The 22790-nt window shown below is 62.9% G+C and carries 23 protein-coding genes; 16 read left to right on the top strand and 7 right to left on the bottom strand.

Going from position 1 to position 22790, the window contains the following annotated elements; translation table 11 throughout:
* Positions 1 to 66 precede the first annotated feature (66 nt).
* Positions 67 to 837 carry an SDR family oxidoreductase gene (locus HSR122_RS12970; RefSeq protein WP_229110224.1) on the top strand — a complete coding sequence of 257 codons (771 nt, stop codon included), beginning with the start codon at positions 67 to 69 and terminating at the stop codon, positions 835 to 837.
* A 4-nt stretch (positions 838 to 841) separates the two neighbouring features.
* On the opposite strand, the gene HSR122_RS12965 is transcribed toward HSR122_RS12970, so the two are convergent.
* From HSR122_RS12965 to HSR122_RS12935, 7 genes are all read right to left on the bottom strand, one after another.
* The gene (locus HSR122_RS12965) at positions 842 to 2098 is read right to left on the bottom strand and encodes a DNA double-strand break repair nuclease NurA (RefSeq protein ID WP_229110223.1); all 1257 of its coding nucleotides are present in this window, start codon (positions 2096 to 2098) and stop codon (positions 842 to 844) included.
* A 69-nt stretch (positions 2099 to 2167) separates the two neighbouring features.
* On the bottom strand, positions 2168 to 3358 hold the full coding sequence (locus HSR122_RS12960) for an MFS transporter (protein ID WP_229110222.1): 1191 nt from the start codon (positions 3356 to 3358) through the stop codon (positions 2168 to 2170).
* Positions 3359 to 3459: 101 nt separating this feature from the next.
* On the bottom strand, positions 3460 to 4314 hold the full coding sequence (locus HSR122_RS12955; protein ID WP_229110221.1) for a CheF family chemotaxis protein: 855 nt from the start codon (positions 4312 to 4314) through the stop codon (positions 3460 to 3462).
* A 153-nt stretch (positions 4315 to 4467) separates the two neighbouring features.
* A complete protein-coding gene (locus HSR122_RS12950) occupies positions 4468 to 5703 on the bottom strand; it encodes a HEAT repeat domain-containing protein (protein WP_229110220.1) in 1236 nt (411 codons plus the stop codon).
* A gap of 1 nt (position 5704) precedes the next feature.
* On the bottom strand, positions 5705 to 6520 hold the full coding sequence (locus tag HSR122_RS12945) for a CheR family methyltransferase (protein ID WP_229110219.1): 816 nt from the start codon (positions 6518 to 6520) through the stop codon (positions 5705 to 5707).
* A 33-nt stretch (positions 6521 to 6553) separates the two neighbouring features.
* The gene (cheA, locus tag HSR122_RS12940; RefSeq protein WP_229110218.1) at positions 6554 to 8596 is read right to left on the bottom strand and encodes a chemotaxis protein CheA; all 2043 of its coding nucleotides are present in this window, start codon (positions 8594 to 8596) and stop codon (positions 6554 to 6556) included.
* Position 8597: 1 nt separating this feature from the next.
* A complete protein-coding gene (locus HSR122_RS12935) occupies positions 8598 to 9653 on the bottom strand; it encodes a protein-glutamate methylesterase/protein-glutamine glutaminase (protein ID WP_229110217.1) in 1056 nt (351 codons plus the stop codon).
* Positions 9654 to 9862: 209 nt separating this feature from the next.
* Between HSR122_RS12935 and HSR122_RS12930 the strand changes: the two genes are divergently transcribed.
* The 15 genes from HSR122_RS12930 (at position 9863) to flaJ (ending at position 22775) form a co-directional block, all read left to right on the top strand.
* Entirely contained in the window at positions 9863 to 10288 is a 426-nt protein-coding gene (locus HSR122_RS12930) for a chemotaxis protein CheW (RefSeq protein WP_229110216.1), read from the top strand.
* Positions 10289 to 10359: 71 nt separating this feature from the next.
* Positions 10360 to 11088: an RAD55 family ATPase gene (locus tag HSR122_RS12925; protein WP_229110215.1), complete on the top strand. Its 729-nt coding sequence runs from the start codon at positions 10360 to 10362 to the stop codon at positions 11086 to 11088.
* A gap of 121 nt (positions 11089 to 11209) precedes the next feature.
* A complete protein-coding gene (locus HSR122_RS12920; protein ID WP_229110214.1) occupies positions 11210 to 11545 on the top strand; it encodes a winged helix-turn-helix domain-containing protein in 336 nt (111 codons plus the stop codon).
* Between the two features lie 139 nt (positions 11546 to 11684).
* On the top strand, positions 11685 to 11978 hold the full coding sequence (locus HSR122_RS12915) for a DUF7521 family protein (protein ID WP_229110213.1): 294 nt from the start codon (positions 11685 to 11687) through the stop codon (positions 11976 to 11978).
* Between the two features lie 172 nt (positions 11979 to 12150).
* The gene (locus tag HSR122_RS12910; protein WP_229110212.1) at positions 12151 to 12804 is read left to right on the top strand and encodes an archaellin/type IV pilin N-terminal domain-containing protein; all 654 of its coding nucleotides are present in this window, start codon (positions 12151 to 12153) and stop codon (positions 12802 to 12804) included.
* An 84-nt stretch (positions 12805 to 12888) separates the two neighbouring features.
* Positions 12889 to 13530, top strand: a complete 642-nt coding sequence (locus HSR122_RS12905) for a DUF7500 family protein (protein ID WP_229110211.1) — start codon at positions 12889 to 12891, stop codon at positions 13528 to 13530.
* A gap of 87 nt (positions 13531 to 13617) precedes the next feature.
* Positions 13618 to 13977, top strand: a complete 360-nt coding sequence (cheY, locus tag HSR122_RS12900; RefSeq protein WP_394355527.1) for a chemotaxis protein CheY — start codon at positions 13618 to 13620, stop codon at positions 13975 to 13977.
* Positions 13978 to 15195: a chemotaxis protein CheC gene (locus tag HSR122_RS12895; protein WP_229110210.1), complete on the top strand. Its 1218-nt coding sequence runs from the start codon at positions 13978 to 13980 to the stop codon at positions 15193 to 15195.
* A complete protein-coding gene (locus tag HSR122_RS12890; protein ID WP_229110209.1) occupies positions 15192 to 15704 on the top strand; it encodes a chemotaxis protein CheD in 513 nt (170 codons plus the stop codon). Before HSR122_RS12895 ends, HSR122_RS12890 begins: the two co-directional genes overlap by 4 nt.
* A 257-nt stretch (positions 15705 to 15961) precedes the next feature.
* A complete protein-coding gene (locus HSR122_RS12885; protein ID WP_229110208.1) occupies positions 15962 to 17716 on the top strand; it encodes a FlaD/FlaE family flagellar protein in 1755 nt (584 codons plus the stop codon).
* Complete coding sequence (locus HSR122_RS12880; RefSeq protein ID WP_229110207.1) at positions 17700 to 18140, top strand: flagellin; 441 nt, start codon at positions 17700 to 17702, stop codon at positions 18138 to 18140. Before HSR122_RS12885 ends, HSR122_RS12880 begins: the two co-directional genes overlap by 17 nt.
* Positions 18133 to 18591 (top strand): flagellar protein G, encoded by a 459-nt coding sequence (locus HSR122_RS12875; RefSeq protein WP_229110206.1) that lies wholly within the window; start codon positions 18133 to 18135, stop codon positions 18589 to 18591. The genes HSR122_RS12880 and HSR122_RS12875 overlap by 8 nt, the downstream gene beginning before the upstream one ends.
* A complete protein-coding gene (locus tag HSR122_RS12870) occupies positions 18588 to 19349 on the top strand; it encodes an ATPase domain-containing protein (protein ID WP_229110205.1) in 762 nt (253 codons plus the stop codon). The genes HSR122_RS12875 and HSR122_RS12870 overlap by 4 nt, the downstream gene beginning before the upstream one ends.
* A gap of 4 nt (positions 19350 to 19353) precedes the next feature.
* The gene (locus HSR122_RS12865; protein WP_229110204.1) at positions 19354 to 21030 is read left to right on the top strand and encodes a type II/IV secretion system ATPase subunit; all 1677 of its coding nucleotides are present in this window, start codon (positions 19354 to 19356) and stop codon (positions 21028 to 21030) included.
* Positions 21030 to 22775, top strand: a complete 1746-nt coding sequence (flaJ, locus tag HSR122_RS12860; protein WP_229110203.1) for an archaellar assembly protein FlaJ — start codon at positions 21030 to 21032, stop codon at positions 22773 to 22775. Before HSR122_RS12865 ends, flaJ begins: the two co-directional genes overlap by 1 nt.
* The last annotated feature ends 15 nt before the right edge of the window (positions 22776 to 22790 follow it).

Genomic DNA, 22790 nt, shown 5'->3' with positions numbered 1-22790 from the left:
ATCGTCACATTCTGGGAGCCCCAGAGAGGCTTAATGCAGCCAGCAGGGGAATCGGCAGGCGCAACCATGGGACTGTTAGACGATCGCGTGGCCGTCGTCACCGGCGGCGCAAGCGGACTCGGGCGTAGCATCTGCAAGCACTTCGCGGCGGAGGGGGCCGACGTCGTCGTCGCTGACCTCCAGGCCGAACCTCGCGAGGGCGGGACGCCGACACACGAATTGCTCGAAGACGAATACGACGTCGAAGCGGCCTACGTCGAGTGTGACGTCACGAACAAGGAAGATCACGAGGCCGCGGCCGACGCCGCGGAGGAGTTCGGCGGACTCGACGTCTGGGTGAACAACGCCGGCGTCTTCCGTGGCGAGGAGTTCACCGAGGTCACCGAAGACGAGTACGACTGGCTGATGGACATCAACGTCAAGGGCGTGTTCTTCGGCGCGCAGGTCGCCATCGAGCGCATGCTTGAGGCCGGCGTCGAGGGTGACCTCATCAACCTCTCAAGCGTCGCCGGACTGGAGGGATCGGCCGACTTCGTCACCTACTGCACCTCGAAGGGCGCGGCGCGGCTGATGACCTACTCGCTGGCTGATAAGTACGGCCCCGAGGGGATCAATACCAACGCCATCCACCCCGGGATCATCGACACGAAGATGGTCAGCGAGGACGTACCGATCATCGGCTCCGAGACCGAAGAGGAGTTCCTTCAGCAGGTGCCCAAGCGGCGGTTCGGCCAGCCCGAGGACATCGCCGACGCCGCCGTCTATCTCGCTAGCGACATGAGCGACTACGTCAACGGCGAGTCGCTTGTCGTCGACGGCGGACAGACGAACACCTGAGCGACTACAGGCCGCCGACGTCGAGGTCGACGCCCCAGCGCTGGTCGTTGTACTGGCGCTGGCGCTCGCTGTCGAACTGGCGCTCGATCGTCTGCCGGAGTGTTTCCTTGCCCTCGCGGTCGATACGCGCGAGTTCGTCGGCCTTGGCCACGGCCAGTGGCGGACCGCGCTCGGCGGCGATCTCGCCGAGTATGTGGCGGGTCAACGCCTCGCGGATCTCCTCGTCTCGCGTGACCGCATAGGGGGCTTCGATCCGGTAGGTCACGTCGAGACGGGGGTCGTAGACGACGAAGAACGTCACCTCGTAGGCCTCGCGATCGAGTTCCGTTTCGAGGCCCAGACCGCCACCTTGCGTCGAGAGCGGCCGGTCGGTGCCGAGCCGCGACTGGAACCAGTTCGTGCAGGTCAGCGCGTCCGTCCGGCGGTCGCCGTCGTCGTCTCGACGAGCGAGCACCTGCGCGAACAGCGCGGCGTCGTTGGCCCAGGGGGCGTTGGTCTCCGATCGGACGGCTCGCGTGATGGCGTTGCTCGCGCTGTTTTTGACGAACCCGATCAGCGGCACGTCCCGGTCGACGAACGTCTCGACCAGTTCGACGTAGTTCTGGATCACGCTCCGCGGGCGCTCGTGATCGCGCAACAGCGTCGCCAGTTCGGGGTGGCGATCGGCCCACTTCAGCAGTCCTGTGGGATAGATCGGCCCGTCGAGGATCAGCAGGTCCTCGACGACGTCGGCCTGTAATTGCGCGTGGTGGCTTTCGGCGAGATACAGCGCCAGCGCGTGGACGACCGTCTGGGCGTACCGGTCGACTCGTGGCACCTGCACGACTCGCTGGCGGGTGTAGCCCTCGTCGTAGGCCACCCATTCACCGCCGAGATCGATCGTCGTGTCGTTGGTGTGGGCACTGACGACCACGGTGCGGGCGCGGTGGAGGTCCAGATCCGAGGGGACGGCGCTCATCGCGGCCTGGGCGACGTCAAGCACCAGCCCGTTCTTGAACGTCGTGGGGTTGATCGTTCCCGAGTCCAGCCCGTGCTGGGTGTCGAACGGTGATTCGGCGAGCGCGGCGTCTTCGAGTCCGATCACCCGGCGGCGCTGCTCGCCCAGCGGTTCGAGCACGGGATCGCCGTCGGCGTACAGCGGATCGAGGAACTCCGCCCAGACTGTCTCTGCCAGCCCCTGGTGGTCGGTGTCGCCCACGCCCCGTCCGAGCTGGCCGGCGAGGCGCGCGATCCCCTCGATGTGCACCGGGTCGAGCGTCATGCGCCCCGTTTCGAGTGACGGGACAAAAACAGCGGCGGTCGCCGGTCCGGGAGTCGAAAGCGGCTCGATCTACCGCAGGTTGAGGAGTGCGGCCAGTCGCGGCTGAAAGCCCAGACTCGCGAGCGTCGCGATCGCCGCGGTCCCGGCCAGGACGAGATACAGCGCCCGGACGCCCGCCGCGCTGACAGCCCAGCCCGACCCGAGCTGGCCGACGATCCGGCCCAGCCCCATCCCCACGGAGGTCAAAAGCGCCTGGCCGGTCGCGGCCAGTGCCGTCGGCGCGTACCGGTGAGTCATGTGCACCGCGGCGAACAGGAACAGCGCCACGCCGGCACCGGACAGGACCTGAATACCGACCGCGAGTGGGACGGCCGTCGTCACGCCGAGAACGAGATATCCGGCGGCCGTGGCCCCGGCACCGCCGGCCAGCACCGCCCGGTTGTCCAGATCGGCCCCGGCGAGCGCGAGGAAGACGACTGCCTCGGCGACGGTCTTGACGAGCCACGCCAGCCCCGTCGTGGCGTCGCCGCCCGTGAGATCGCGGAGGTACACAGAGAGGAAGGCGTCGCCGGCCGAATAGGAACCGGCGACCAGCGACGCGACCAGCAGCAACAGCAGGAACCCGCGGTCGGTCACCAGCCGGATCGCGTCCCGCCGGAGGTCCGGGGAGAGATCCGCCCGGGGATTCGAGAGCGACCAGACCGCGGCGAAGACAAAGCCCATCCCGAGCGCGTAGACGTAGAACACCCAGTCGAGCCCGAAGCCGGCGACGATCCAGCCCAGCAGGAGGCTCCCGACCCCGAACGCGACGCTTCCGACCGCCCGGACGTGCCCGTATTCGACGCCCTGCGAGAGGACCATCGAGTTGGCGACCGGCACGATCGGGGCCCGGAACACCGAGACCACGAGCGTCGCGACGGCGAGCACGCCGAACGTCCACGCGACGTGGGCGGCGAGCGGGAACAGCAGGACGCCGAGCCCCGAGACGGCGACGCCGACCAGCAACACGGCCCGGGTGGCGCTGAACCGGTCAGCGAGCACGCCCCACACCGGCTGGGCGACCAGCCCGCCGGCGACGAGCAACGCGCCGAGCAGCCCCATCTGCGACCCCGTGAGCCCGACGTCTTCGAAGAAGGCGTTCCGGAACGAGACGAGCCCGTTCGAGGCGGCGAAGTACGTGAGATAGACGGCGTGATACCGGTAGCTGTCCGCGTCGAAAAGCGACCCGAGCCCGGAGACGAACCGACTGTCACCGATCACGTAGGGGAGTCACGCTGTCGGCGATAATTATGTACCGATCCGAGTGTCCACACCAGACCGCAGATGACAACGATCGCTGACTCAAGACGGGCTCACGACACTCACTGGTTCTCGATGACCTCGCTGGCGATGTTGCGCCCGCGTGGCTTCAACGACACCTCGCGTCGCGTTCGCACTTCCTGAAGGAGTCCCTCTTCGAGGAGTTCGTCGTAGATCTCTTCGATTTCGTCGACATCCATTCCGACGAAATCGGGGATCTTGAACGGTGAAACGCCGGAATACAGCGCCATCAGCACCTCGTGTTCCGCCTTGCTGATGTCCGCGTCGGGGCCGTTCTCCTGGCCGAGCAGGCCGGCGAGGATCGCCACGACCCGACCCGGCCCGGTGACGTGCGTCTGGACGACGGTGTCCTCGACGAGGTGTTCGATCTCGGCGACGCGGCGCTGACTGTCGTTGACGGTCTGTTCAGACACCTCGACTGTCCCGACGTCGCCGCGATCGACCTCGACGAACTGGCCCGAGGCAATCGCCAGATCGACCGTTCCGTCGCCGAGTTTGAGCCGGGCTTTCTCCCAGCCGGTGTCCTGGACGACGCCGCCCTCGACTGCGGGATGCTTGACGTAGACGACGCGCTGGTCCAGGATTGCGCCGTACAGCTTCTCCTCGAACGGCTCCTGGTCCTGCGGGGCGACAAGATAGACGTCCGAGCCGATCTGGACCGAGAGGTAACTCGACACCTGTGCGATGGCCTCGTTGACGTCCCCGCGGCTCTTGATGCTGGTGACCTTCCCGAGCGGGATGGTCTGTTTGCCCTCGTTGGTCAGGATGAGCAGCCGCTTGTTCGATAACAGCAGGCGACACGACTGCCAATCGACGTCGCTGGCCTTGCGGCCGTCCGAGACGACCTGCATGAACCGGCCTTGCACGTCCGCGAGTTTCTGTTCGCCCTCGGCCATCGTCTCTCGATACCGCTAGGTTTGCCGGCCGCGCTATTAATCGTTGGTCTCCGCACGCGACGACCATGCCCGTCCGATGGTCCCACGACGGTCCCCGTCCGAGAGCGTTACAATGGACCGTTCGGGATCGTCGCAGGCGTCCATCCGGAGCCGTCACAGCACGTCGCCGGCCTGGCCGCCGAGCTTGGAGAACGCCGAGAACGCCCGCTTGCGGATCTGTTCGTCCTCGGTCTCGTCGATGATCGACTCCAGCGTTTCGCGAGTGCGCTGGCCCCCGACCTTCCCCAGCGTGAAGATCGCCTGTGCGCGCACGTCGCTGCTGCGGGCGTCGTCCTCGACGACGTCCAGCAACCGGTCCTCGACGGCGTCGCCGTCGAACTGCGCGAGGCTGGTGGCCGCGAACTGTGAGGTCATCTGATCGTCGTCGTCGAGACAGTCGATCAGCGCCTCGACGACCCGCTCGTGTTCGCCGTCGGTGACCCGCCCGAGCAGCCACGCCGTGTTGCGTCGCTGGGCGGTCTGGGTGCTCTCCTCGAGGATCTCCACGAGCGGGACCACGACGGTCGCGTCCTCGGTGGCGCTGAGTTCGTCGACGATCGACTCCCTGATCTCGTGGCTGCGCTGGCGGGGGACGTTCGAGAGCAACTCGATCAGCGAGTAGACCGCCGTCCGGCGGACGACCGTCGACTCGTCGGAAAGCGCTTCCACGAGATGTTCGACCGGGCGACCGTTGTCGAAGTTGCCGAACGCGCCGACGGCGATCCGGCGGACGCGCTCGTCGGGGTCGTCGTACATCGAAAGCAACGCCTGCAGCGCCTGCCGGTTGGCGACGTTGCCGAGCGCGTCGGCCGCCTCGCGCCGGACGGCCGGACTCCGGTCGTCGAGCAACCCCTCGAGTGCGTCGGTCGCGCGCGGGTCGCCGATCGATCCCGCCGCCCGGGCGGCGCGTGCGCGGACTCGGCGGTCGTCGTCGTCGAAGGCCTCGATCAACTGCGGCAGCGTATCGCTCTCGCCGAACTGTCCGAGTCCGTTGGCGGCTGCCATGCGCAGTTCCGGGACGTCGCTGTCAAGCGCTCGGGTGAACGCCTTCGCTTTCACCCAGTCGGCCCCCTCCTCGAAGTCGACGCCGGCCATGCTGGCAATCAACTGCTCGATCGCGTCGCCGCCGAGCGCCTCGAGAGAGTCGACGGCGGCGGCCGTCACGTCGTCGGTGTCGTCGGTCTCGGCGGCCTCGACCAGCGCGTTCACGATGTCTCTGCGCTCGTCGTGATCATCGAGGTTGCCGAGTAGATCGGCCGCGCGCGTGCGTATCTCCGGGTTGTCGCTTTCCCGGAGCAAGCGAATGAGTTCCTGGGCGTCGCCGTCGCGTTCGAGCTGGTAAAGTGACATCTCAACACTTTCGGTAGATCCGGTGTTGCTTGTCCGCCGCTTCGAAGGTCTCTCGCATCTCTGCGGGGATCGTCTCGGTCATCCCGATCATCAGGTAGCCGCCGTCGCGCAGCGACCCTTCGATCGTCTCGAAGATCGGCACCTTGTAGGAGGAGTCGATGTAGATCAGCAGGTTCCGACACAGCACGAGATCGAACGGGCCCTTCGATTCGCCGCGGATCAGGTCGTGTTGCTCGAAGCTGACGAGTTCGCTGACGCGATCGCGGACTTCGAACGTGTTCCCGTCCCGCTGGATGTACGGGTCAAGCTGCGAGAGGGGTTCGAGTTCCTCGGCGATGTCGGTCGTCTTCGAGGTTTCGTAGACGCCCGATCGGGCCGTTCGGAGTATCTCGTGATTGATGTCGGTCCCGAGGACGTCGATCCGGTCGGCGTCGATCCCCGGGTCGTCGAGCGCCAGCATCGCGACTGAGTACGGCTCGCGCCCGTCGGCGCTGGGGGCGCTCCAGACGTTCACCTGCCGGCGGTCGTCGGTCAGTTTCCGAAGGACCGTCCGCAAGCCGTCCCAGGCCTCGGGATTCCGGAAGAACCCGGTGACGTTGATCGACAGCGAGTCCAGCAACGCCTCGCGTTCGCCGTCGTCGCGTTCGAGCAACCGATGGTACGCCCGGTAGCTGTCCGTGTCCGTCCGGCGCATTCGGGCGGTGATCCGGCGATCCATGTAGGCGTCGTTGTAGAACCCGGACTCGAAGTCCAGTTCGTCGCCGATGTATTCGAGCAACTGGTCGAAGCCCTGTTCCGAACCCGATCGCCGCGTCATCGTCGCCACCTCCGAGTCTGCGTTCGGGCCATGCTACAGCGTCACCACGTCGAGGATGTGGACGATGTTCCCGTCGCCCAGCACCGCCGTCCCGGAGAGGCCGGGCGTCCCCGAAAGGAGCCCCTCAAGCGGCTTGACGACGACCTCCTCCTGACTCTCGACTGAGTCACAGTGCAGCGCGACCCGTCGCTCGGACTCGCGGATCCTGACGAGCATCCCGTCGCCGTTTTTCGTCTCGCCGGGCACGTCGAACGTCTCCGCGAGGTCGACGACCGGGTAGATATCGTCGTTGTGCTTGATGACTTCGGTTCCGTTTATCGTCTGGGCTTCCGTCGCCTGGGTGATCTCGTCGACGTTCTTGATCGGAATGCCGTACTGCTCGTCGCCGACCTCGACGAACAGCACCTTCACGATCGCCATTGTCACCGGCAGGCGCAACGAGACTGTCGTCCCCTCGCCCGGCGTGGACTCGACGTTGACGCTGCCGTCGAGCTTCGTGACGGTGTCGTGGACGACGTCCATCCCGACCCCGCGGCCGCTCGTATCAGTGACTTCTTCCGCCGTCGAAAAGCCGGGATGGAAGATCAGGTCATAGAGGTCCGAGTCGGTCATCGCTTCGATCTCGTCGGGCGACCGGACGCCCCGGTCGAGGGCCTGCTCTCTGATCGCGTCGACGTCGAGTCCGCCCCCGTCGTCCGCGACCTCGATGATGACGTGATCGCGCTCCCGGGAGGCCGATAGCGTCACTTCCCCCGTCCGGGGCTTGCCGAGTCGCTCCCGTTCTTCGGGGGGTTCGATCCCGTGGTCGACCGAGTTGCGCAGGATATGCATCAGGGGATCGGAAATCTCTGTGAGGATCGTCCGATCGAGTTCGATGTCCTCACCCTCGATCGTGAAGTCGACCTCCTTGCCGAGGTCACGTGAGAGGTCCCGGACCAGTCGCGGGAACTTCCCGACGACCTTCCTCAGCGGGATCAGCCGCATGTCCATGACCGTGTTCTGGAGGTTCGCCGTGATCTTGTCGAGTTCGTTGAGGTTCTCCGAGGCCGAGTCGAGATGGTCGTGTTCGACTGCCCGCCGGAGCTTGATCCGGCTCGTCACGAGCTGTTCGACCAGTCCGTGCAGTTCGTCGAGCTGGTCGACGTCGACCCGGACGGACTTGATCTCCTCAACCGAACCGGTCTCCTGGCCGTCGTCGGCACCCGCCGACTGTGTCGAACCGGCGGTCGCGGTATCGGCGTCCGGGCTGTCCGCAGTCGCCCGTTTCGCCCCGTCGCCGGACGACGCCTTACCGCCGGAGGTACCATCTGCCACGGACGACCCCTTCCCGTTGGAACCCTGCGCCTCGACGGCGTCGGTTACGTCGGTCACGGTCGCATCTTCGATCTTGCCCGTGGCACTCAGGGCCGCTTCGACCGCGGACTGCTGTGCGCCCGCGAGGAACACCCCGAAGGTGTCTTCGAAATCACCGTCTTCGACCGCCTCACGGGACGGGTCGGTCCCGAGAACGTCCAGTTCTTCCTCGATCGACTCCAGCGCCAGCATCGCGTCGACGCCCGGCATCTGTGAGTCACCGACCGACACTGCTGCGTGATAGACCGGACCGTCGACGTCCGGGAGTTCGGCCCCGGCGATCAGCTCCGACGGGTCGTGACTCGACCCGGCGGTTCGTTCGTCGTCCGTCTCGCTCCCGACAGCGTCTTCGTTCATGACCCCACGGATGTCGGCGACGATGGCATCGGTATCGGCCGTCGACTGGCCGGTCTCGTCGATCTCGTGGACGATCGCCTCGATCCGGTCGACGCCGGCGAAGATCAGGTCCATGATCTCCGGGGTGACCTCTAGTTGGTCGTCGCGCATCTCGTCGAGGAGGTCCTCGATCGCGTGCGCGAGCTCGGAGGCGTCGTCGAAACCCATCGCGCCGAAGTTACCCTTCAGCGTGTGTGCCGTCCGAAAGATGGAGTCCATCGCCTCGGTGTTTTCGGGGTCCGATTCGAGTTCGAGCAGCGAGTTGTTCAGCTCGGTGATCGCTTCCTCGCTCTCGCGGATGAACGCATCGAGATACTGATCGTCCATGTTAGTGAACCTCCTGTGGTATCGCGTCGAGAACGGCCGTCGGAATCGATTCGATCGAGGTGACCGTATCGATACAGCCTGTTTCGATCGCCCGCTTTGGCATCCCGAACACCGCCGAACTGGCCTCGTCCTGTGCGATCGTTCGTCCGCCGTGTTCTTTGAGCGCACGGATGCCGTCGGCACCGTCTTGGCCCATGCCGGTGAGGATGACGCCGATCAACTGGTCGTCGACCGTCCGGGCGGCGGACTGCATCGTCACGTCGACGGACGGTCGGACGCTGTTGACCGGCGGATCGTCAGTGAGCGCCACCCGAAGCCGACCGTGACTGTAGTTTGCGACTTCCATGTGTCGGTCGCCGGCGGCCACGAGCGCCTCGCCGGCGGAGATGCGAGCTCCGTCGCGCGCTTCGGAGACGTCGTACTCGCTTCGGGCGTCCAGCCGCTCCGCGAACCGGCCGGTGAAGCCGCCGGGCATGTGCTGGACGATCAGCACGCGCAGCGACGCCTCGACCGGCAACGACGACATGACCTGCTCGACGACCGTCGGACCGCCGGTCGAGGAGCCGACGACGAGCGTCGGCCGGCCGCCGTATCGGGTGTGCGACTGGGACGAATCGTCGGTCTCGGCTTCCGCGGTGTCGCCCGCTCGCGGCTCTGCCTGTGCGACCGATCGAACGATGTCGACGAGTTGGTCTTTCAGCCGGGACATCTCCATCGAGACCTCGCCGCCGGGTTTGGTGAAGAAGTCGACTGCTCCTTTCTGGAGGGCCTCGAAGGTGACGTCGGCGTCTTCGTCTGTGTGCGCGCTCAACATCAGGATCGGCGTCGGCTGCCGGGCCATGATCCGTTCGGCGGCTTCGATCCCATCCATCTCCGGCATCTCGACGTCCATCGTGACGACATCGGGGTCGTGCTCGCGGACGGCTTCGACGGCCTCGCGACCGTTCTTCGCCTGCGCGACCACCTCGATCCCGCCCTCCGAGAGAATGTCGGAGATGACGCTCCGCATGAAATGCGAGTCGTCGGCGACGACAGCCCGCGGCGATGATCGTGGCATGAGTCCCTTACCTGTGGTGTGGACGCGACCGAAAGGGCCGCCGACCCACGTTGGGCTCATCTATCCGGAGCGACAAAATAAAGACACCGCCCCGGTAATCAGTCTTGATAGCACAGGAGACACGCTTAAGGGATCCTGTTGGGAGCGTATAGATACCGGCCGACGACACTATCGGCAGTCATCGCAGTCGCGTTTCAACCAGCAAGACCATGTCAGACGCAACGAATCAGGTCCTCGAATTCCAGCTCGGGGACGAGACCTACTGCGTGAGCATCGATTACGTGACGGAAATCGTCGACGTCGGGGAGTTGACATCGGTTCCGAACGCCCCACCGCACGTCGAGGGAGTCATGGATCTTCGGGGGCATACGACCTCGATCGTCAATCCGAAGGTGGTCTTCGATATCGACGGCGGTGATCCGTCCCGCATCATCGTCTTCGATCCGGAAATCGCCGACGACGAACAGGGAGCAGTCGGCTGGCTCGTCGACGAGGTCCATCAGGTGAGCCAGGTCGATCCCGAAAACGTCGATCGATCGCCGACCAGCGACGACGTCGACTCGGTCCGCGGCGTCGTCAAGCGCGACGGCGGATTCGTCATCTGGGTGAATCCGGACGCGATCCGGACCGCCTGATGGAACAAGCTTTTTTACCCTCACAACTGAGGTACATCCAACAGCGTGTCGCGTGACGCGACGAAACTACAATGATCGAACTCACGAAAACCGGCATCGATGGTCTGGACGAGATACTGAACGGCGGCATCGTGAAGGACTCGACGACGCTCGTCAGCGGGAACCCCGGGGCGGGAAAGAGCATTCTCGGATTGCAGTACATCTACAACGGCGTCGACATGTTCGACGAGAAGGGAATCTATCTCTCCTTCGAGGAAAACCAGGAGGACCTCCGTGAAGCCGCTGAATCGATCGGACTCGACAAATGGCCGGAATACGTCGAACGCGGCGACATCCTCGTCTACGACAAGCGGGAACTCCTCGGGGAACACGACTTTTCGTCTTCACTTGATATGTTGCTCGAAGATTTCAAAGACAGCGAATACGAACGGCTCGTGCTGGATTCGCTTGCGATGTTCAACCTCTTTTTCGACGACGAGCGCGAACGTCGCACGTACCTCCTGAAGTTCTCTGACATTCTGAAAGAGAACGGGTTGACGACGCTGATGACCAACGAGCAGGGGGCTGTCTTCCCGAAAAGCGAGATCGGGCTCGAGAACTACCTGACCGACGGGAACATCTACCTGCTCCAGACCCCGACCGACTCCGGCGTCAAGCGATACGTCTGGGTCGCGAAGATGCGAAAGCAGGACATCGAGACGGACATCTTCCCGATGGAGATCTCCTGGGGCGGGATCACCGTTCACGACAACGCCAGCGAGTTCTCGATGATGAACCACGGCGACTCGCCGCTCGAGTGAAACCTCCGATATCGGCCGGTAGAGGGCTCGGTATCATACTTGAAAGCCCCCGTCTTCGATACTCATCTCGAAAAAAAGAGACGGTACCTTTATTGTTCACAGAATTCAAAAGTTGATAACGATGGCTTCGGTCGATCTTCTCCGGACACTGGGGAACAAATACAGTGCGGAGATCCTCGACGCGGCGGACGAGCCACAGTCGGCACAGGACCTCAGCGACGAACTCGACATCCCGATCGCGACCTGTTATCGGCGGATCGACGAGTTGACCGAGCACGGACTGCTCGAACTGCACGACAGCATCTTGTCCGAGGACCGCCGGCGGATCAAGGTCTATCGACGGAACGTCGAGTCGGTCACCGTCGATTTCGACCAGTCGATGGCGATCTCCGTCGAAGAGCGCTCGGAAGTGACGAACAAACTCGACGACGCCTGGCGGACGCTCTCGGAAGGGTGAACTGACGGGGTGGGGCCAGCAATCTGGTCGTGTTCGCTATCGACAGTCGTTCCAGCAAGGCGCGAGTCCTCGATCAGTTATCAGTGCCGATATTTTTGAAGGTGGATTTAATAGTCGACGTGAACGAACGTCGGGTAAGATGATCGAGTTCCTCTATGCCGTCCTGACACTGGTCTTCGTCGTCGCGGGCCTGACGATGGTCGGGATGGCGATGCGGGCGTACGTACAGACGTCGAGACGGGCGATGTTGCACCTCTCGCTGGGGTTCGCGCTCGCGGTCGCCGGCGCGGCCGCGACGATGATCAGTGCCTTCCTGACTGACTTCGGTGCGTCCTCGACGGCGAACCCCGAGTCGCTCCTGCTGGTCAACAGTGCCCTGACGACCTTCGGGTACCTCTTCGTGATCTACAGTCTAGTGAGCTACCAGACGTAACCGGCGAACGCAATCTGGCCTTCTGTAGCGGCCTATCCGCTGTTTTCATCGCTGACAACGCCTGGACCGGCCGCGAAACCGCGTTTTCAGAGACGATAATTCGGGGGGTAGGGTTAAGTGTAATTCTGAATGAGTTGTGCATAGAGCCTGGCTCCCCAGGCGTGACCCATCAATGTTCGACGGAACTGACGACAGACGAGATCGAGACCGCGACCGCGGGCAGGTCGGGATCGGGACGCTCATCGTGTTCATCGCGATGGTCCTGGTCGCCGCCATCGCCGCGGGCGTGCTGATCAACACGGCTGGATTCCTCCAGAGTAGTGCCGAACAGAGCGGTGAACAAGCCTCCGAGCAGGTCACCAACCGGCTGGTCGAAACGTCGACGACCGGGACAGTGACGGATAATGCTACGATTTCAGAAATTGAGATGACGCTCAAGCTGGCTCCTGGCTCCAGTGACGTCAATCTCAATGATACGACTATCCAGTGGGTTACGAGTTCCGGCAGTAGTCAGTTGGTTTCTGGCGAGCTCAATCAATCGGAGACTGGAACGACCTATGGGAACTTTACTTGGCAAGCGCTCCGAGACGGGCCAGATGATGATAAATCGATCAGTGAGGATAGTACCCTCAATGATCCTGTCGACCGAGCCATCATGAACATCAATCTCGTGAATGAAACTGCGTCCGATAACAGTTCTCAACCAATGGAGCTGGATTCCGGCCAGACTGCTGAGGCACAGATCGTGACCCGTTCCGGCGGAGAAACGACCGTGACGCTGGTCGTTCCCGATTCGCTCTCCGGGAAAGATAGCGTCCAGCTGTAACGCCGTCGCCGCTTTTCCGTTTTCATCACGTCGGTGAGTGGCATCACCGACGGAATTATACTGGCCCGCCATAGAGACACACGTATGGGATCCGGGGACGACTCTGACGAGGACGGCCGCGTACTCGCCCCCGAGGAGCTGGATATCTCCGACGACGAGCACGTCGCCGAGATCGACGACGGCCGCTACGTCGTCTCCCCGAACGACCCGATCGAGGACGCGCCGAACGTCGCCTCGAGCCAGCCCGCCCGAGAACGAGTCGACACCGACACGCAGACGGACGAGGCCGACACCGGGGACGCGCCCGGCACGGAACAACCGACCGCCGGACCCGACCGACCCCCGTCGACGGACAGCCAGCCGACCGACGTCTCCGAGCTGACCGAACGGGACGTCTCCCGGTGGCTGGAGGCGAACTTTCAGGAGGCCGATTCCCGATACGGGTTCCACGTGACTGCGACGTTTGACGGACGGGTGTTCCAGCGCCGCATGATGTCAAACGACGTGGTGACGATCTTCGAGAGTCTCATCCTGTGGTACGCCCAACATATCGACAGCGAAACGCCCGTCGAGGAGATCCTCGGGATTCTGTTGACCGAATCGAACGTCCCGATTACCTATCCCACAGAGAGTCTCTCGCAGGCGATCAAACGCGAGGGGCTCGACCCCGATGATACCATCGCCGACCTGCTTGAGGCGATCGGCGAGGACGGGTTCAGGTTGTAGGTGTCGCTTTCTCGAATCGGTATCAATGGCGATAATCCCGCGGAAGCATTTATTTAGTTGATTCCAGTACGTTTAGAGTGACTGATCATGCCAGACGTGCTGATCGCTGACGACTCCGAGTTCATGCGCAACCTCCTTCGGGAGATCCTCGAGGAAGACCACCAGATCGTCGGTGAAGTCGAAAACGGCGTCGAGGCCGTCGAGACCTACAAGGAGGAGCACCCGGATCTGGTCATGATGGACATCGTGATGCCGATCAGGGACGGCATCGAGGCCACGGACGAGATCAAAAGCGCCGACCCGGATGCCAACGTCATTATGTGTACGAGCGTCGGCCAGGAGGAGAAAATGAAGGAAGCGGTCAAGGCCGGAGCGGACGGATACATCACCAAACCCTTCCAGAAGCCGAGCGTGATGGAGGCCATCGAGGACGTCGTCCCGTCATAGATGAACGTCGACATCCAGTCGCTCGAGACGTTCAACCAGCTGGCTCGCGAGGGTGCCGAGCAGGCGACGGCGTCGATGACCCAGATGACCGGAATCGAGGCCGACGTCGAGGTGACGAAACTGTCGCTCGTCGATCGCCAGGATATCGGCGAGGAGCTGGGCGAGCACGAATTCGTCGGCGTCCAGTTCGACTACGAGGGCGAACTCGCCGGCGACACGGTGCTCGTGTTCGACCGGGACTGTAGCACGTCCCTGGTCGAGGCACTCGTCGGGAGCGCGGACAGCGAGTCGATGGCCCGCAGCGGTGTCAAAGAGATCGGCAACATCATGATGAGTGGCTTTATCGACGGCTGGGCCAACTATCTGGGTGCGACGATCGACCACTCTCCCCCCACGTACATCGAAGGCGACGGGAGGGCAGTACTTCCGGACGTCCCGGTGGGCGATAACACGGACCACGTGTTCGTCTTCAAAAGCCGGATCGAATGGACCGACGAGTCGGTCGAGTTCTACATATACATGCTCCCGGAGTACGAGCCGCTGACGGTGCTGATGGCCGAGCACGTCGACACCGAAGACGACGCGATCCCGGTCGACAAGCTCGAGGTGTTCAACGAAATGACCCGCCAGGGGACCGAGACGGCCGCCGAGAACGTCACGATGATGACCGGCATCGAGACCGAAGCCGAGGTCTCACAGATCAGTTTCGCCCCGATCACGGACGTGCCAAAGCAGATCAGCAACGAGACGTACGTCGGGACCGTCGTCGAGTTCACGGGGATCCCGAGCGGGTATCTGATGGTGCTGTTCGATGAACTGTCGGCCAGAAACGTCGCCGAGGCGATGATGCCGATCGAGGTGGAAAGCGAGGCGTTGACCGACCAACACGAGTCGGCGATCAAGGAACTGGGGAACATCATGACGAGCGGGTTCGTCGACGGCTGGGCGAACGTGTTACAGGCCGCCGTCGATCACACGCCCCCGCGGCTGGTCCACGACATGGGACAGGCCATCATCGACCCACTCGTGGCGCAGGTCGGTCGCCAGCAAGAACACGCGTTCATTGTCGAGTCGACGATGCGAACCGATGACATCGAGTTCGAGGCCGAGATCCACGCCCTGCCAAACGAGCAGGAACTGCGCGAGGCGCTCGACGAACTGCAGGCCGAACGAGCCGAGCAAACCGACGCTGATCCCGAGGAAATATTCCAAGGATGAAGGTCTACGACGGACAGGCTGAGTCGGAATCCAAGCCTGAGCAGATCAAGATCGGGATCGCGGAATACGACGTGACGAGAAACGGGGCCGTGTTGACGACGAGCGGTCTCGGGTCCTGTATCGGCGTCGCGCTCCACGACGAGACGGTTCCCGTGTCCGGACTCGTTCACGTGATGTTGCCGTCGGCCGACGAGGCGGAAAACGGCAACCCGGCGAAGTTCGCGGACACGGGCGTGGAAACGCTCATCGAAGAACTCGAAGACGCCGGCGGCGACAGGTCGAACATGGTCGCAAAGATCGCCGGCGGTAGCGACATGCTCGATTTCTCCGAGAGCGGATCCGGCATCGGTCAGCGCAACGCCGAACAGGTACAGGAAACGCTCGAGGAACACGGTATCCCGGTCGTCGGTGCGGACATCGGCGGCGATCACGGCCGGTCGATCAAGCTCAAGGGTTCGACCGGGCAACTCGTCGTCAAAAGCGCAAACAAGGGGAGTACCGAGTTGTGATAATAACTATATATTGTGGAAATATAATTGTCGGCTCGACCCCGATATCGTATTCAGATATTGATAATAGAGGGCGATACGTCCGAAAACGGCCCGCAAACGACCGGCTGGAGCGCGCGCTCGATAACCCGATAACGGGATTCACTTCGGCGTCTGACGATCGTTTCTACGTAAAACGCCGTGTATCCACCCATCAATTATCAAATACGATACTCTAAACGGTACATTGAAGGGTCTCAGAGCGAATTTTCATAGTGATGAGTGATTTCGCCACCGTCGCCGCACTGTCGAGTCTGGTTGAGGCAGTGATGGCGTCCACCAGCGATGTATCCGGAGTCGGTCAGGTGGCACTCCCGGGCGATCCAGTCGTGTTGACACTGTTTTCTGCAGGTGTTGCCGGGATGAGCATCAAGAACGTCTTCGATTCGATCCTGTCGGATGAGGACGACGGAGAGAGCGAGCAGATGAGCGACGGAGCCGGCCTGATGGACGAAGAGGGCGGCGACGACCTGGGCGGACTCGGCGGCTTCGAGGACGAGGGCGACGACGAGTTCGGCGACTTCGGCGACGACGAGTTCGGCGACATGGACGGCGGTCCCGACACGGACGAACTCGAACACCGGCTCGACGAACTCGAAACGGAGGTCGGCAGTCTCTCTTCGACGGTCAACACGGTCCGCAACGAGAACGAACAGATCAGCGAGACGGTCGATGACGTCGAGGAGAACGTCCGAAAACTGCTCGATATCTACGAGATGGTTACGCGGGGGGTCAATCCCTTCGCCGACGACATCGAGGGCGGCGGTCTGAGCGGTGGCGACGGCGATTCGTTCGGTCTGTTCGATACCGACCAGCAGGACGACGACGGCGACGAGGAACTGGACGAAGACATCGCAAACGCGGACGCGGAGGGCTTTTTCGACGACGACCTCGTCGACGATGACGACGGTGAGTTCGGCGAGTCCGTCGAGGACGTGATGGGCGAAGAGGACCTCGACGGGGGCAGCGACCCGTTCGAAGACGACTTCGACGACGAGGCGTTCGGTGAAGACGACTTCGACGACGAGGCGTTCGGTGAAGACGACTTCGACGACGGTGACCTCGACGAAGGTGGGCTTGCGGACGACTTCGGCGATGGAGGGTCCGACGAAAGCAAAGGCGACAGCGACGACGGTGGCGGCGGGAAATCGTTCCAGGAGCTCAAAGACGAGTACGAGTCCGGCGAAGCCGACTGGGCCGAGGAAGACAGCGGCGACGAACCCCTCGAAGAAGAGACTGACGAGTCTGACGGCGACGACGCCGCGGAGGCGTTCGACGACGAGTTCGACGGTGAAACGGACGCCGGCGACGAGTTCGACGGTGAAACGGACGCTGGCGACGCGCTTGACGACACTGGTGACGAGACGGAGGACGCCCTCGACGACGAGCTGGCCGACGACGAGCTGTTCGATACCGTGATCGAAGACGAGGGAGGTGCCGAGGTCGAACCGGAGACGGAACAGACGGCAGACGAAGCGAACGGGTCGGAGACGCCCGAAAGTGTCGAGGAGTCTCGCGATTCGTCCGGCGGCTCCGAGCAGGCACATGCCGAACCGACGACCGACGAATCCGCAGCGGCGAGTGGACAGCCGAACAGTACACAGACCGCCGAAAGCGACGACCGGCGCACAGCCGCCGCGGAACGCGACGGCAAGCCCTATCTCGCGACGATGCCGGACGGCTACGGTTCGGAACTCATCGTCTTCGAGTGGCTCGAATATCTCGTCGGCGAGGTCGGCGTCCGCTCGACCGCGGAGGCGATCGACTACTACGAGCGCATCGACTGGCTGAGCGAGCCGGTCGCCGACAGCCTGCAGGACTATCTACGCGGATTCGACGACGACAGTACGGGCGGCAACCTGACGATCGACCACCACACGCGATCGCTCAAGTACATCGGCCAGCTCAACGGTGTCCCACAGGTCGAGCGTATGGGGCTTTCCGGAGGTGGATCCGATGGGCTTCAGCCTTAGCGGCTCGGCGGCGATCGTGTTTGTCGGGTTGTTCATCGCGTTCGGGACCTTCTACAGCGCCAGTACCAACACGATGGGTCAGGTAACTGACGCCAACTCCGACTGGCAGGACAGGCGCCTCGCCCAGCACAACACGCAGATCGATATCGTCAGCGCGGTCTACGACAACGAGACCGACAGCCTCGTCGTCGAGGTCAACAACACCGGAGCGACGACCCTCTCCGTCGAGGCGACGGATCTACTCGTCGACAACGAGTACCGGACGGCGATGCAGGACCGCGATGTCGACGACGACTCCGAGACCGACATCTGGGCGTCGGGTCAGCGACTCACGTTCAGCGTGAGCGCGACGAGCCAGCCGGACCGGGTCAAAGTAGTGACTGAAAACGGCGTGGCGGCAACGGAGGTGGTGACGCGTGGCTAGCGTCTCCGCGTCGCATCTGATCCTGTTTATCGCCAGCGTGCTCGTCGCGGCGAGCGTCGCCGGCACGATCACGAACACTGTCGGCCGTCTCAGCGAGGGCGTCTCCGAACAGGGCGACGCGCTGAGCCAGGACGTCCGTACGGACGTCGAGGTCATCAGCGACAGCGGCGCGCAGATCTACAACCGTACCGGGGACGAAAACGTCACGCTACTGGTGAAGAACACCGGCTCGCGTATACTGCCGGCGAACGGCGACCAGCTGACGGTACTGCTGGACGGTGCTTTCCAGTCGGACATCGAGGTGACGGTCGTCGATGGCGAGAACCCTGACAGCTGGCGGCCGGGCGACGTCGTCCGGGTCGAGTTCGCCACACCGGATCTCGCTTCGGGGGACCACCGGGTCAAGGTGTCGATCAACGGTGACGAGGAGGTGTTCAGATTTAACGTATGAGTATCGCAACGACCGATCTCTTCTCGCTTGGACTGGACGAGCGCGACCGACTGAACAAGGAACTCGGCGGCGGTATCCCGCCCGGGAGTATCGTCCTCATCGAGGGCGACTACGGGGCCGGCAAATCGGCGATGAGTCAGCGGTTCACCTACGGCCTCTGTGAAGAGGGACATCAGGTAACGATGCTCTCGACCGAACTCACTGTCGGAAGCTTTCTCGACCAGATGCACAGCCTCGATTACGACATGGTCGAGCACATACTCGACGAGCACGTCCTGTTCCTGCACGCCGACATCGGCGATTCGAATACCTTCTCCGACGAAGACGACGGCGGCGAGCGCATGGATCTACTCAAGCGACTGATGGACGCCGAGGTCATGTGGGAGTCGGACGTGATCATCATCGATACGTTCGACGCGATCTTGCGCAACGATCCGAAGTTCGAGGCCCTCGTCCGGAAAAACGAGGAGCGACAGGCGGCACTGGAGATCATCTCCTTCTTCCGGGACATCATCGCGGAGGGGAAAGTCATCGTGCTCACTGTCGACCCCTCGACGCTGGACGAGGACGCGATCGGGCCGTTCCGGTCGATCGCGGACGTGTTCCTCGAACTGGAGATGATCGAGGTCGGCAACGACGTGCGTCGACAGATCTCAGTCAAACGGTTCGCCGGCATGGGCGAGCAGGTCGGCGATACGATCGGCTACTCGGTCCGCTCGGGTACCGGCATCGTCATCGAATCACGGAGCGTGGCATAAAACGATGACCGAACAGGGACGACCGAAACCGTCGGACGAACTCAGACAGTACGCGGCCAACCGGCCACATCTGCGCGATCACCTCAAGAAGTTCAAGCAGATTACCGGCGAGTTCCCCATGTTCGTCGAGGAGGCCGCCGGCGAACTCGAGACCGACCGCCCGAACATCCTCTATCCGGTCGGTGGCCCGATCTTCACCCACATCTACGGCGACATCGGGCAGGACATGAAATATTACGCGATCGAACCGGATCTGTCCGACGAGGAGCAGGTCGTGTTCGACAAGGTACGCAATCGCCTGCTCCAGCGCAGTGTCAACAAGCCCGCTCCGACCGACGAATCGGAGTACGACGACCGAATCGAGGAACTCCTCCAGGAGACGACACACGTCAAGACCCGCGAGAGCGGCTCGGGGGTCCTCTCGCGACTCCGGAACCTCAGCTCGATCGGCAAGATCGACGTCAAGCCGGAAACCTACGAGAACATCCGCTACCGACTCAACCGAGACATCGTCGGCCTCGGCCCGCTCGAACCGGTCATGCGCGACCCTGCGAACGAGGACATCCACGTCATCGGGCCGACCGAGTGCTACGTCGATCATGGCGTCTTCGGGATGCTTGAGACGACTGTCGAGTGGAACAGCAACGAGGAGTTCGACCAGTGGCTGCGTAACATGGGCGAGCGCATCGGCGATCCCGTCTCCGACAGCGACCCGATCGTCGACTCGACGCTGCCGGACGGCTCGCGTCTGAACCTCATCTACTCCGACGACGTCTCGGTCAAAGGCCCCAGCCTCACGATCCGCCAGGGCGACGAGACGCCGCTGTCGATCTTCCAGATTACCAAGTGGGGGACGCTTAGCCCGCAACTGGCCGCGTATCTCTGGCTCGCGCTGGAGAACGAACAGACCGTCTTCGTCGTCGGAGAGACGGCGTCCGGGAAGACCACGACGCTGAACGCGGTCATGTCGTTCATCCCGCGGGACAGCAAGATCTACACCGCCGAGGACACCGCCGAAGTGCTCCCGCCACATGACACCTGGCAACAGTTGCTCACCCGCGAGGGCGACGAGTCGAGCGGCACCGGTGTGGACATGTTCGACCTCGTGGCTGCCGCGCTGCGCTCTCGCCCCGACTACATCATCGTGGGCGAGGTCCGCGGCGAGGAAGGTCGGATGGCGTTTCAGGCCGCTCAGACCGGCCACCCTGTCATGCTGACCTTCCACGCCAGCGACATCGTCTCGATGATCCAGCGGTTCACCGGCGATCCGATCAACGTCCCCGAGACATTCATGGACAACGCCGACATCGCGCTCTTCCAGAACCGCGTCAAACAGGGCGACGACGTCCTTCGGCGCGTGACCAGCGTCCAGGAGATCGAGGGTTACTCCAAGGAGATGGAAGGTGTCATCACTCGACAGGTGTTCTACTGGGATCCCGTCGAAGACGAGATTGTCTTCCAGGGGATGAACAACTCCTACGTCCTCGAAGAGCAGATCGCGACGCTGCTGGGCTACGAGGACACCCGTGACATCTACGACGACTTGCAGTTCCGTGCCGACCTGATCCAGCGCGCGATCCAGGAAAACATCCTCGGCTATCACGAGGTCAACGAGTTCATCGAGGACTTCCAGCGGGACGGACTGGAGGGCGTCCCCTTTGACATCCACCGACCCGACTGATGGCGACGAAAGACTCCGCTACGATTGATCTGTCGATCTCGAGCACGCTCGCGGGACTGATGGATTCCTATCGGAAACTCGACATCCCGCTCCAGCGATACCTCCTGACGATCCTGTTGCCGGCGACCGTGTTTTTCCTCGTGACGATTGTCGCCACGGTCGTTTTCGACATCCCACTGTTCATTCGGGCACCGATCCCGATGCTCGGGCTCCTGATCTTCGCGACGGCCGTGTTCTTCCCCAAGGTCCAGCTCTCCCAGCGCAAACGCCAGCTCAACAACCGGTTTCACCTGCTGGTCACGCACATGACCGTCCTCTCGACGACGAAGATCGATCGCATGGAAGTGTTCCGCGCGCTCGCGGAGGAAGACGAGTACGGCGAACTCGCGACCGAACTCGGGCGAGTCGTCGAGCTGGTCGACACCTGGAATCAGAGCCTCGACGACGCCTGTCGGCGACGGGCCAAACAGGTCCCGAGCGAGACGCTCTCGGATTTCTTCGAACGGCTGGCGTACAATCTCGGTGCCGGACAGCCGCTCGACGATTACCTGATCAGCGAACAGGACATGATCATCGAGAACTACACGACGGTCTACGAGGGGACGCTGGGCAACCTCAACGTGATGAAAGACCTCTACCTGTCGATGATCCTCTCGATGACGTTCGCGCTCGTGTTCGCGGTCGTCCTGCCGGTGTTGACCGGAACTAACCCGACGGCGACGGTCGCGTCGGTCATCCTCCTGTTCGTGTTCGTCCAGGCCGGGTTCTACCTCGCCATCCGGTCGATCGCGCCCTACGACCCGGTCTGGTACCACCCCGAGGAGTACCCCTCACCGATCGAGGACCGTCTCAATCGGGCGTTCGCGGTCGGGATCGGCCTCACGGCTGTGCTGGTGTTTATCACCTTCGGCGGCCGACTCGGGATCAGTCCGATCACGCTCGATACGCTCGTTCCGTTCTGGTCGCCGCCACCGCTGACGCTGTACGCCGCCGTCCCCGTGACGCCGCTTTTGATCCCGGGGCTCGCGGCCCGTGCCGAAGAGCGGCGGATTCAGGGCCGTGACGAGGAGTTCCCCAGTTTCATTCGCGGGCTCGGGGCCACTGAGGGTGCCAAGCAGTCGACCACCTCGACGGTGCTGAAGTCGCTCCGAAAGAAGGACTTCGGCGCGCTGACGCCACAGATCGACAACCTCTACAAGCGGTTGAACATGCGCATCGAACCCGCCAGCGCCTGGCGTCACTTCACTGCCGAGTCGCGGTCGTATCTCATCCAGACGTTCTCGGAGATGTACCTCGTCGGCCGCGAGATGGGTGGCGATCCCAAGATGCTGGGTGAACTCATCGCGGAAAACATGAACGAAGTGCTCCAGTTGCGCCAGCAGCGCCGCCAGGAGACGACCACGCTGATCGGGTTGCTGTACGGTATCACTGCGGCCTCGACGTTCGCCTTCTTCATCGGACTTCAGGTCGTCAATATCCTCACCGGCCTCTCGCTGAATCTCGCCGAGACGAGCCAGTTCGACGCCGGTGCGTTGATCAACACCGGCGTCTACGACATCCCGCTGATCGAGTTCCTGCTGATCGTCGTCGTCGTGTTCAACGCCATGCTGTCGGCACTGATGGTCCGCACGCTCGACGGCGGCCACAAGATGAACTCCTACATGCACTTCGTGATGCTCGCCTGGCTCGGAGCGCTGACGGCGATTTTCACCAAGTGGATGGTCTCGCAGTTCCTCACTATCTAGCCCACTTTCTGCGTT

Source organism: Halapricum desulfuricans, assembly GCF_017094525.1.
GTDB classification, from domain to species: domain Archaea; phylum Halobacteriota; class Halobacteria; order Halobacteriales; family Haloarculaceae; genus Halapricum; species Halapricum desulfuricans.
Note: the sequence above shows the minus strand (reverse complement) of the source record. Positions and strands in the feature narration are given on the sequence as shown.

Bases quoted from the DNA above. Each gene is read 5' to 3' on its own strand.
- HSR122_RS12910 (WP_229110212.1), top strand. From the start codon at position 12,151: ATGTTCGACGGAACTGACGACAGACGAGATCGAGACCGCGACCGCGGG.
- HSR122_RS12925 (WP_229110215.1), top strand. From the start codon at position 10,360: ATGATCGAACTCACGAAAACCGGCATCGATGGTCTGGACGAGATACTG.
- HSR122_RS12955 (WP_229110221.1), bottom strand. From the start codon at position 4,314: ATGGCCGAGGGCGAACAGAAACTCGCGGACGTGCAAGGCCGGTTCATG.
- HSR122_RS12865 (WP_229110204.1), top strand. From the start codon at position 19,354: ATGACCGAACAGGGACGACCGAAACCGTCGGACGAACTCAGACAGTAC.
- HSR122_RS12885 (WP_229110208.1), top strand. From the start codon at position 15,962: ATGAGTGATTTCGCCACCGTCGCCGCACTGTCGAGTCTGGTTGAGGCA.
- cheA (WP_229110218.1), bottom strand. From the start codon at position 8,596: ATGGACGATCAGTATCTCGATGCGTTCATCCGCGAGAGCGAGGAAGCG.
- HSR122_RS12950 (WP_229110220.1), bottom strand. From the start codon at position 5,703: ATGTCACTTTACCAGCTCGAACGCGACGGCGACGCCCAGGAACTCATT.
- cheY (WP_394355527.1), top strand. From the start codon at position 13,618: ATGCCAGACGTGCTGATCGCTGACGACTCCGAGTTCATGCGCAACCTC.
- HSR122_RS12965 (WP_229110223.1), bottom strand. From the start codon at position 2,098: ATGACGCTCGACCCGGTGCACATCGAGGGGATCGCGCGCCTCGCCGGC.
- HSR122_RS12935 (WP_229110217.1), bottom strand. From the start codon at position 9,653: ATGCCACGATCATCGCCGCGGGCTGTCGTCGCCGACGACTCGCATTTC.
- HSR122_RS12880 (WP_229110207.1), top strand. From the start codon at position 17,700: ATGGGCTTCAGCCTTAGCGGCTCGGCGGCGATCGTGTTTGTCGGGTTG.
- HSR122_RS12945 (WP_229110219.1), bottom strand. From the start codon at position 6,520: ATGACGCGGCGATCGGGTTCGGAACAGGGCTTCGACCAGTTGCTCGAA.
- flaJ (WP_229110203.1), top strand. From the start codon at position 21,030: ATGGCGACGAAAGACTCCGCTACGATTGATCTGTCGATCTCGAGCACG.
- HSR122_RS12870 (WP_229110205.1), top strand. From the start codon at position 18,588: ATGAGTATCGCAACGACCGATCTCTTCTCGCTTGGACTGGACGAGCGC.
- HSR122_RS12895 (WP_229110210.1), top strand. From the start codon at position 13,978: ATGAACGTCGACATCCAGTCGCTCGAGACGTTCAACCAGCTGGCTCGC.
- HSR122_RS12970 (WP_229110224.1), top strand. From the start codon at position 67: ATGGGACTGTTAGACGATCGCGTGGCCGTCGTCACCGGCGGCGCAAGC.
- HSR122_RS12905 (WP_229110211.1), top strand. From the start codon at position 12,889: ATGGGATCCGGGGACGACTCTGACGAGGACGGCCGCGTACTCGCCCCC.
- HSR122_RS12920 (WP_229110214.1), top strand. From the start codon at position 11,210: ATGGCTTCGGTCGATCTTCTCCGGACACTGGGGAACAAATACAGTGCG.
- HSR122_RS12930 (WP_229110216.1), top strand. From the start codon at position 9,863: ATGTCAGACGCAACGAATCAGGTCCTCGAATTCCAGCTCGGGGACGAG.
- HSR122_RS12890 (WP_229110209.1), top strand. From the start codon at position 15,192: ATGAAGGTCTACGACGGACAGGCTGAGTCGGAATCCAAGCCTGAGCAG.
- HSR122_RS12915 (WP_229110213.1), top strand. From the start codon at position 11,685: ATGATCGAGTTCCTCTATGCCGTCCTGACACTGGTCTTCGTCGTCGCG.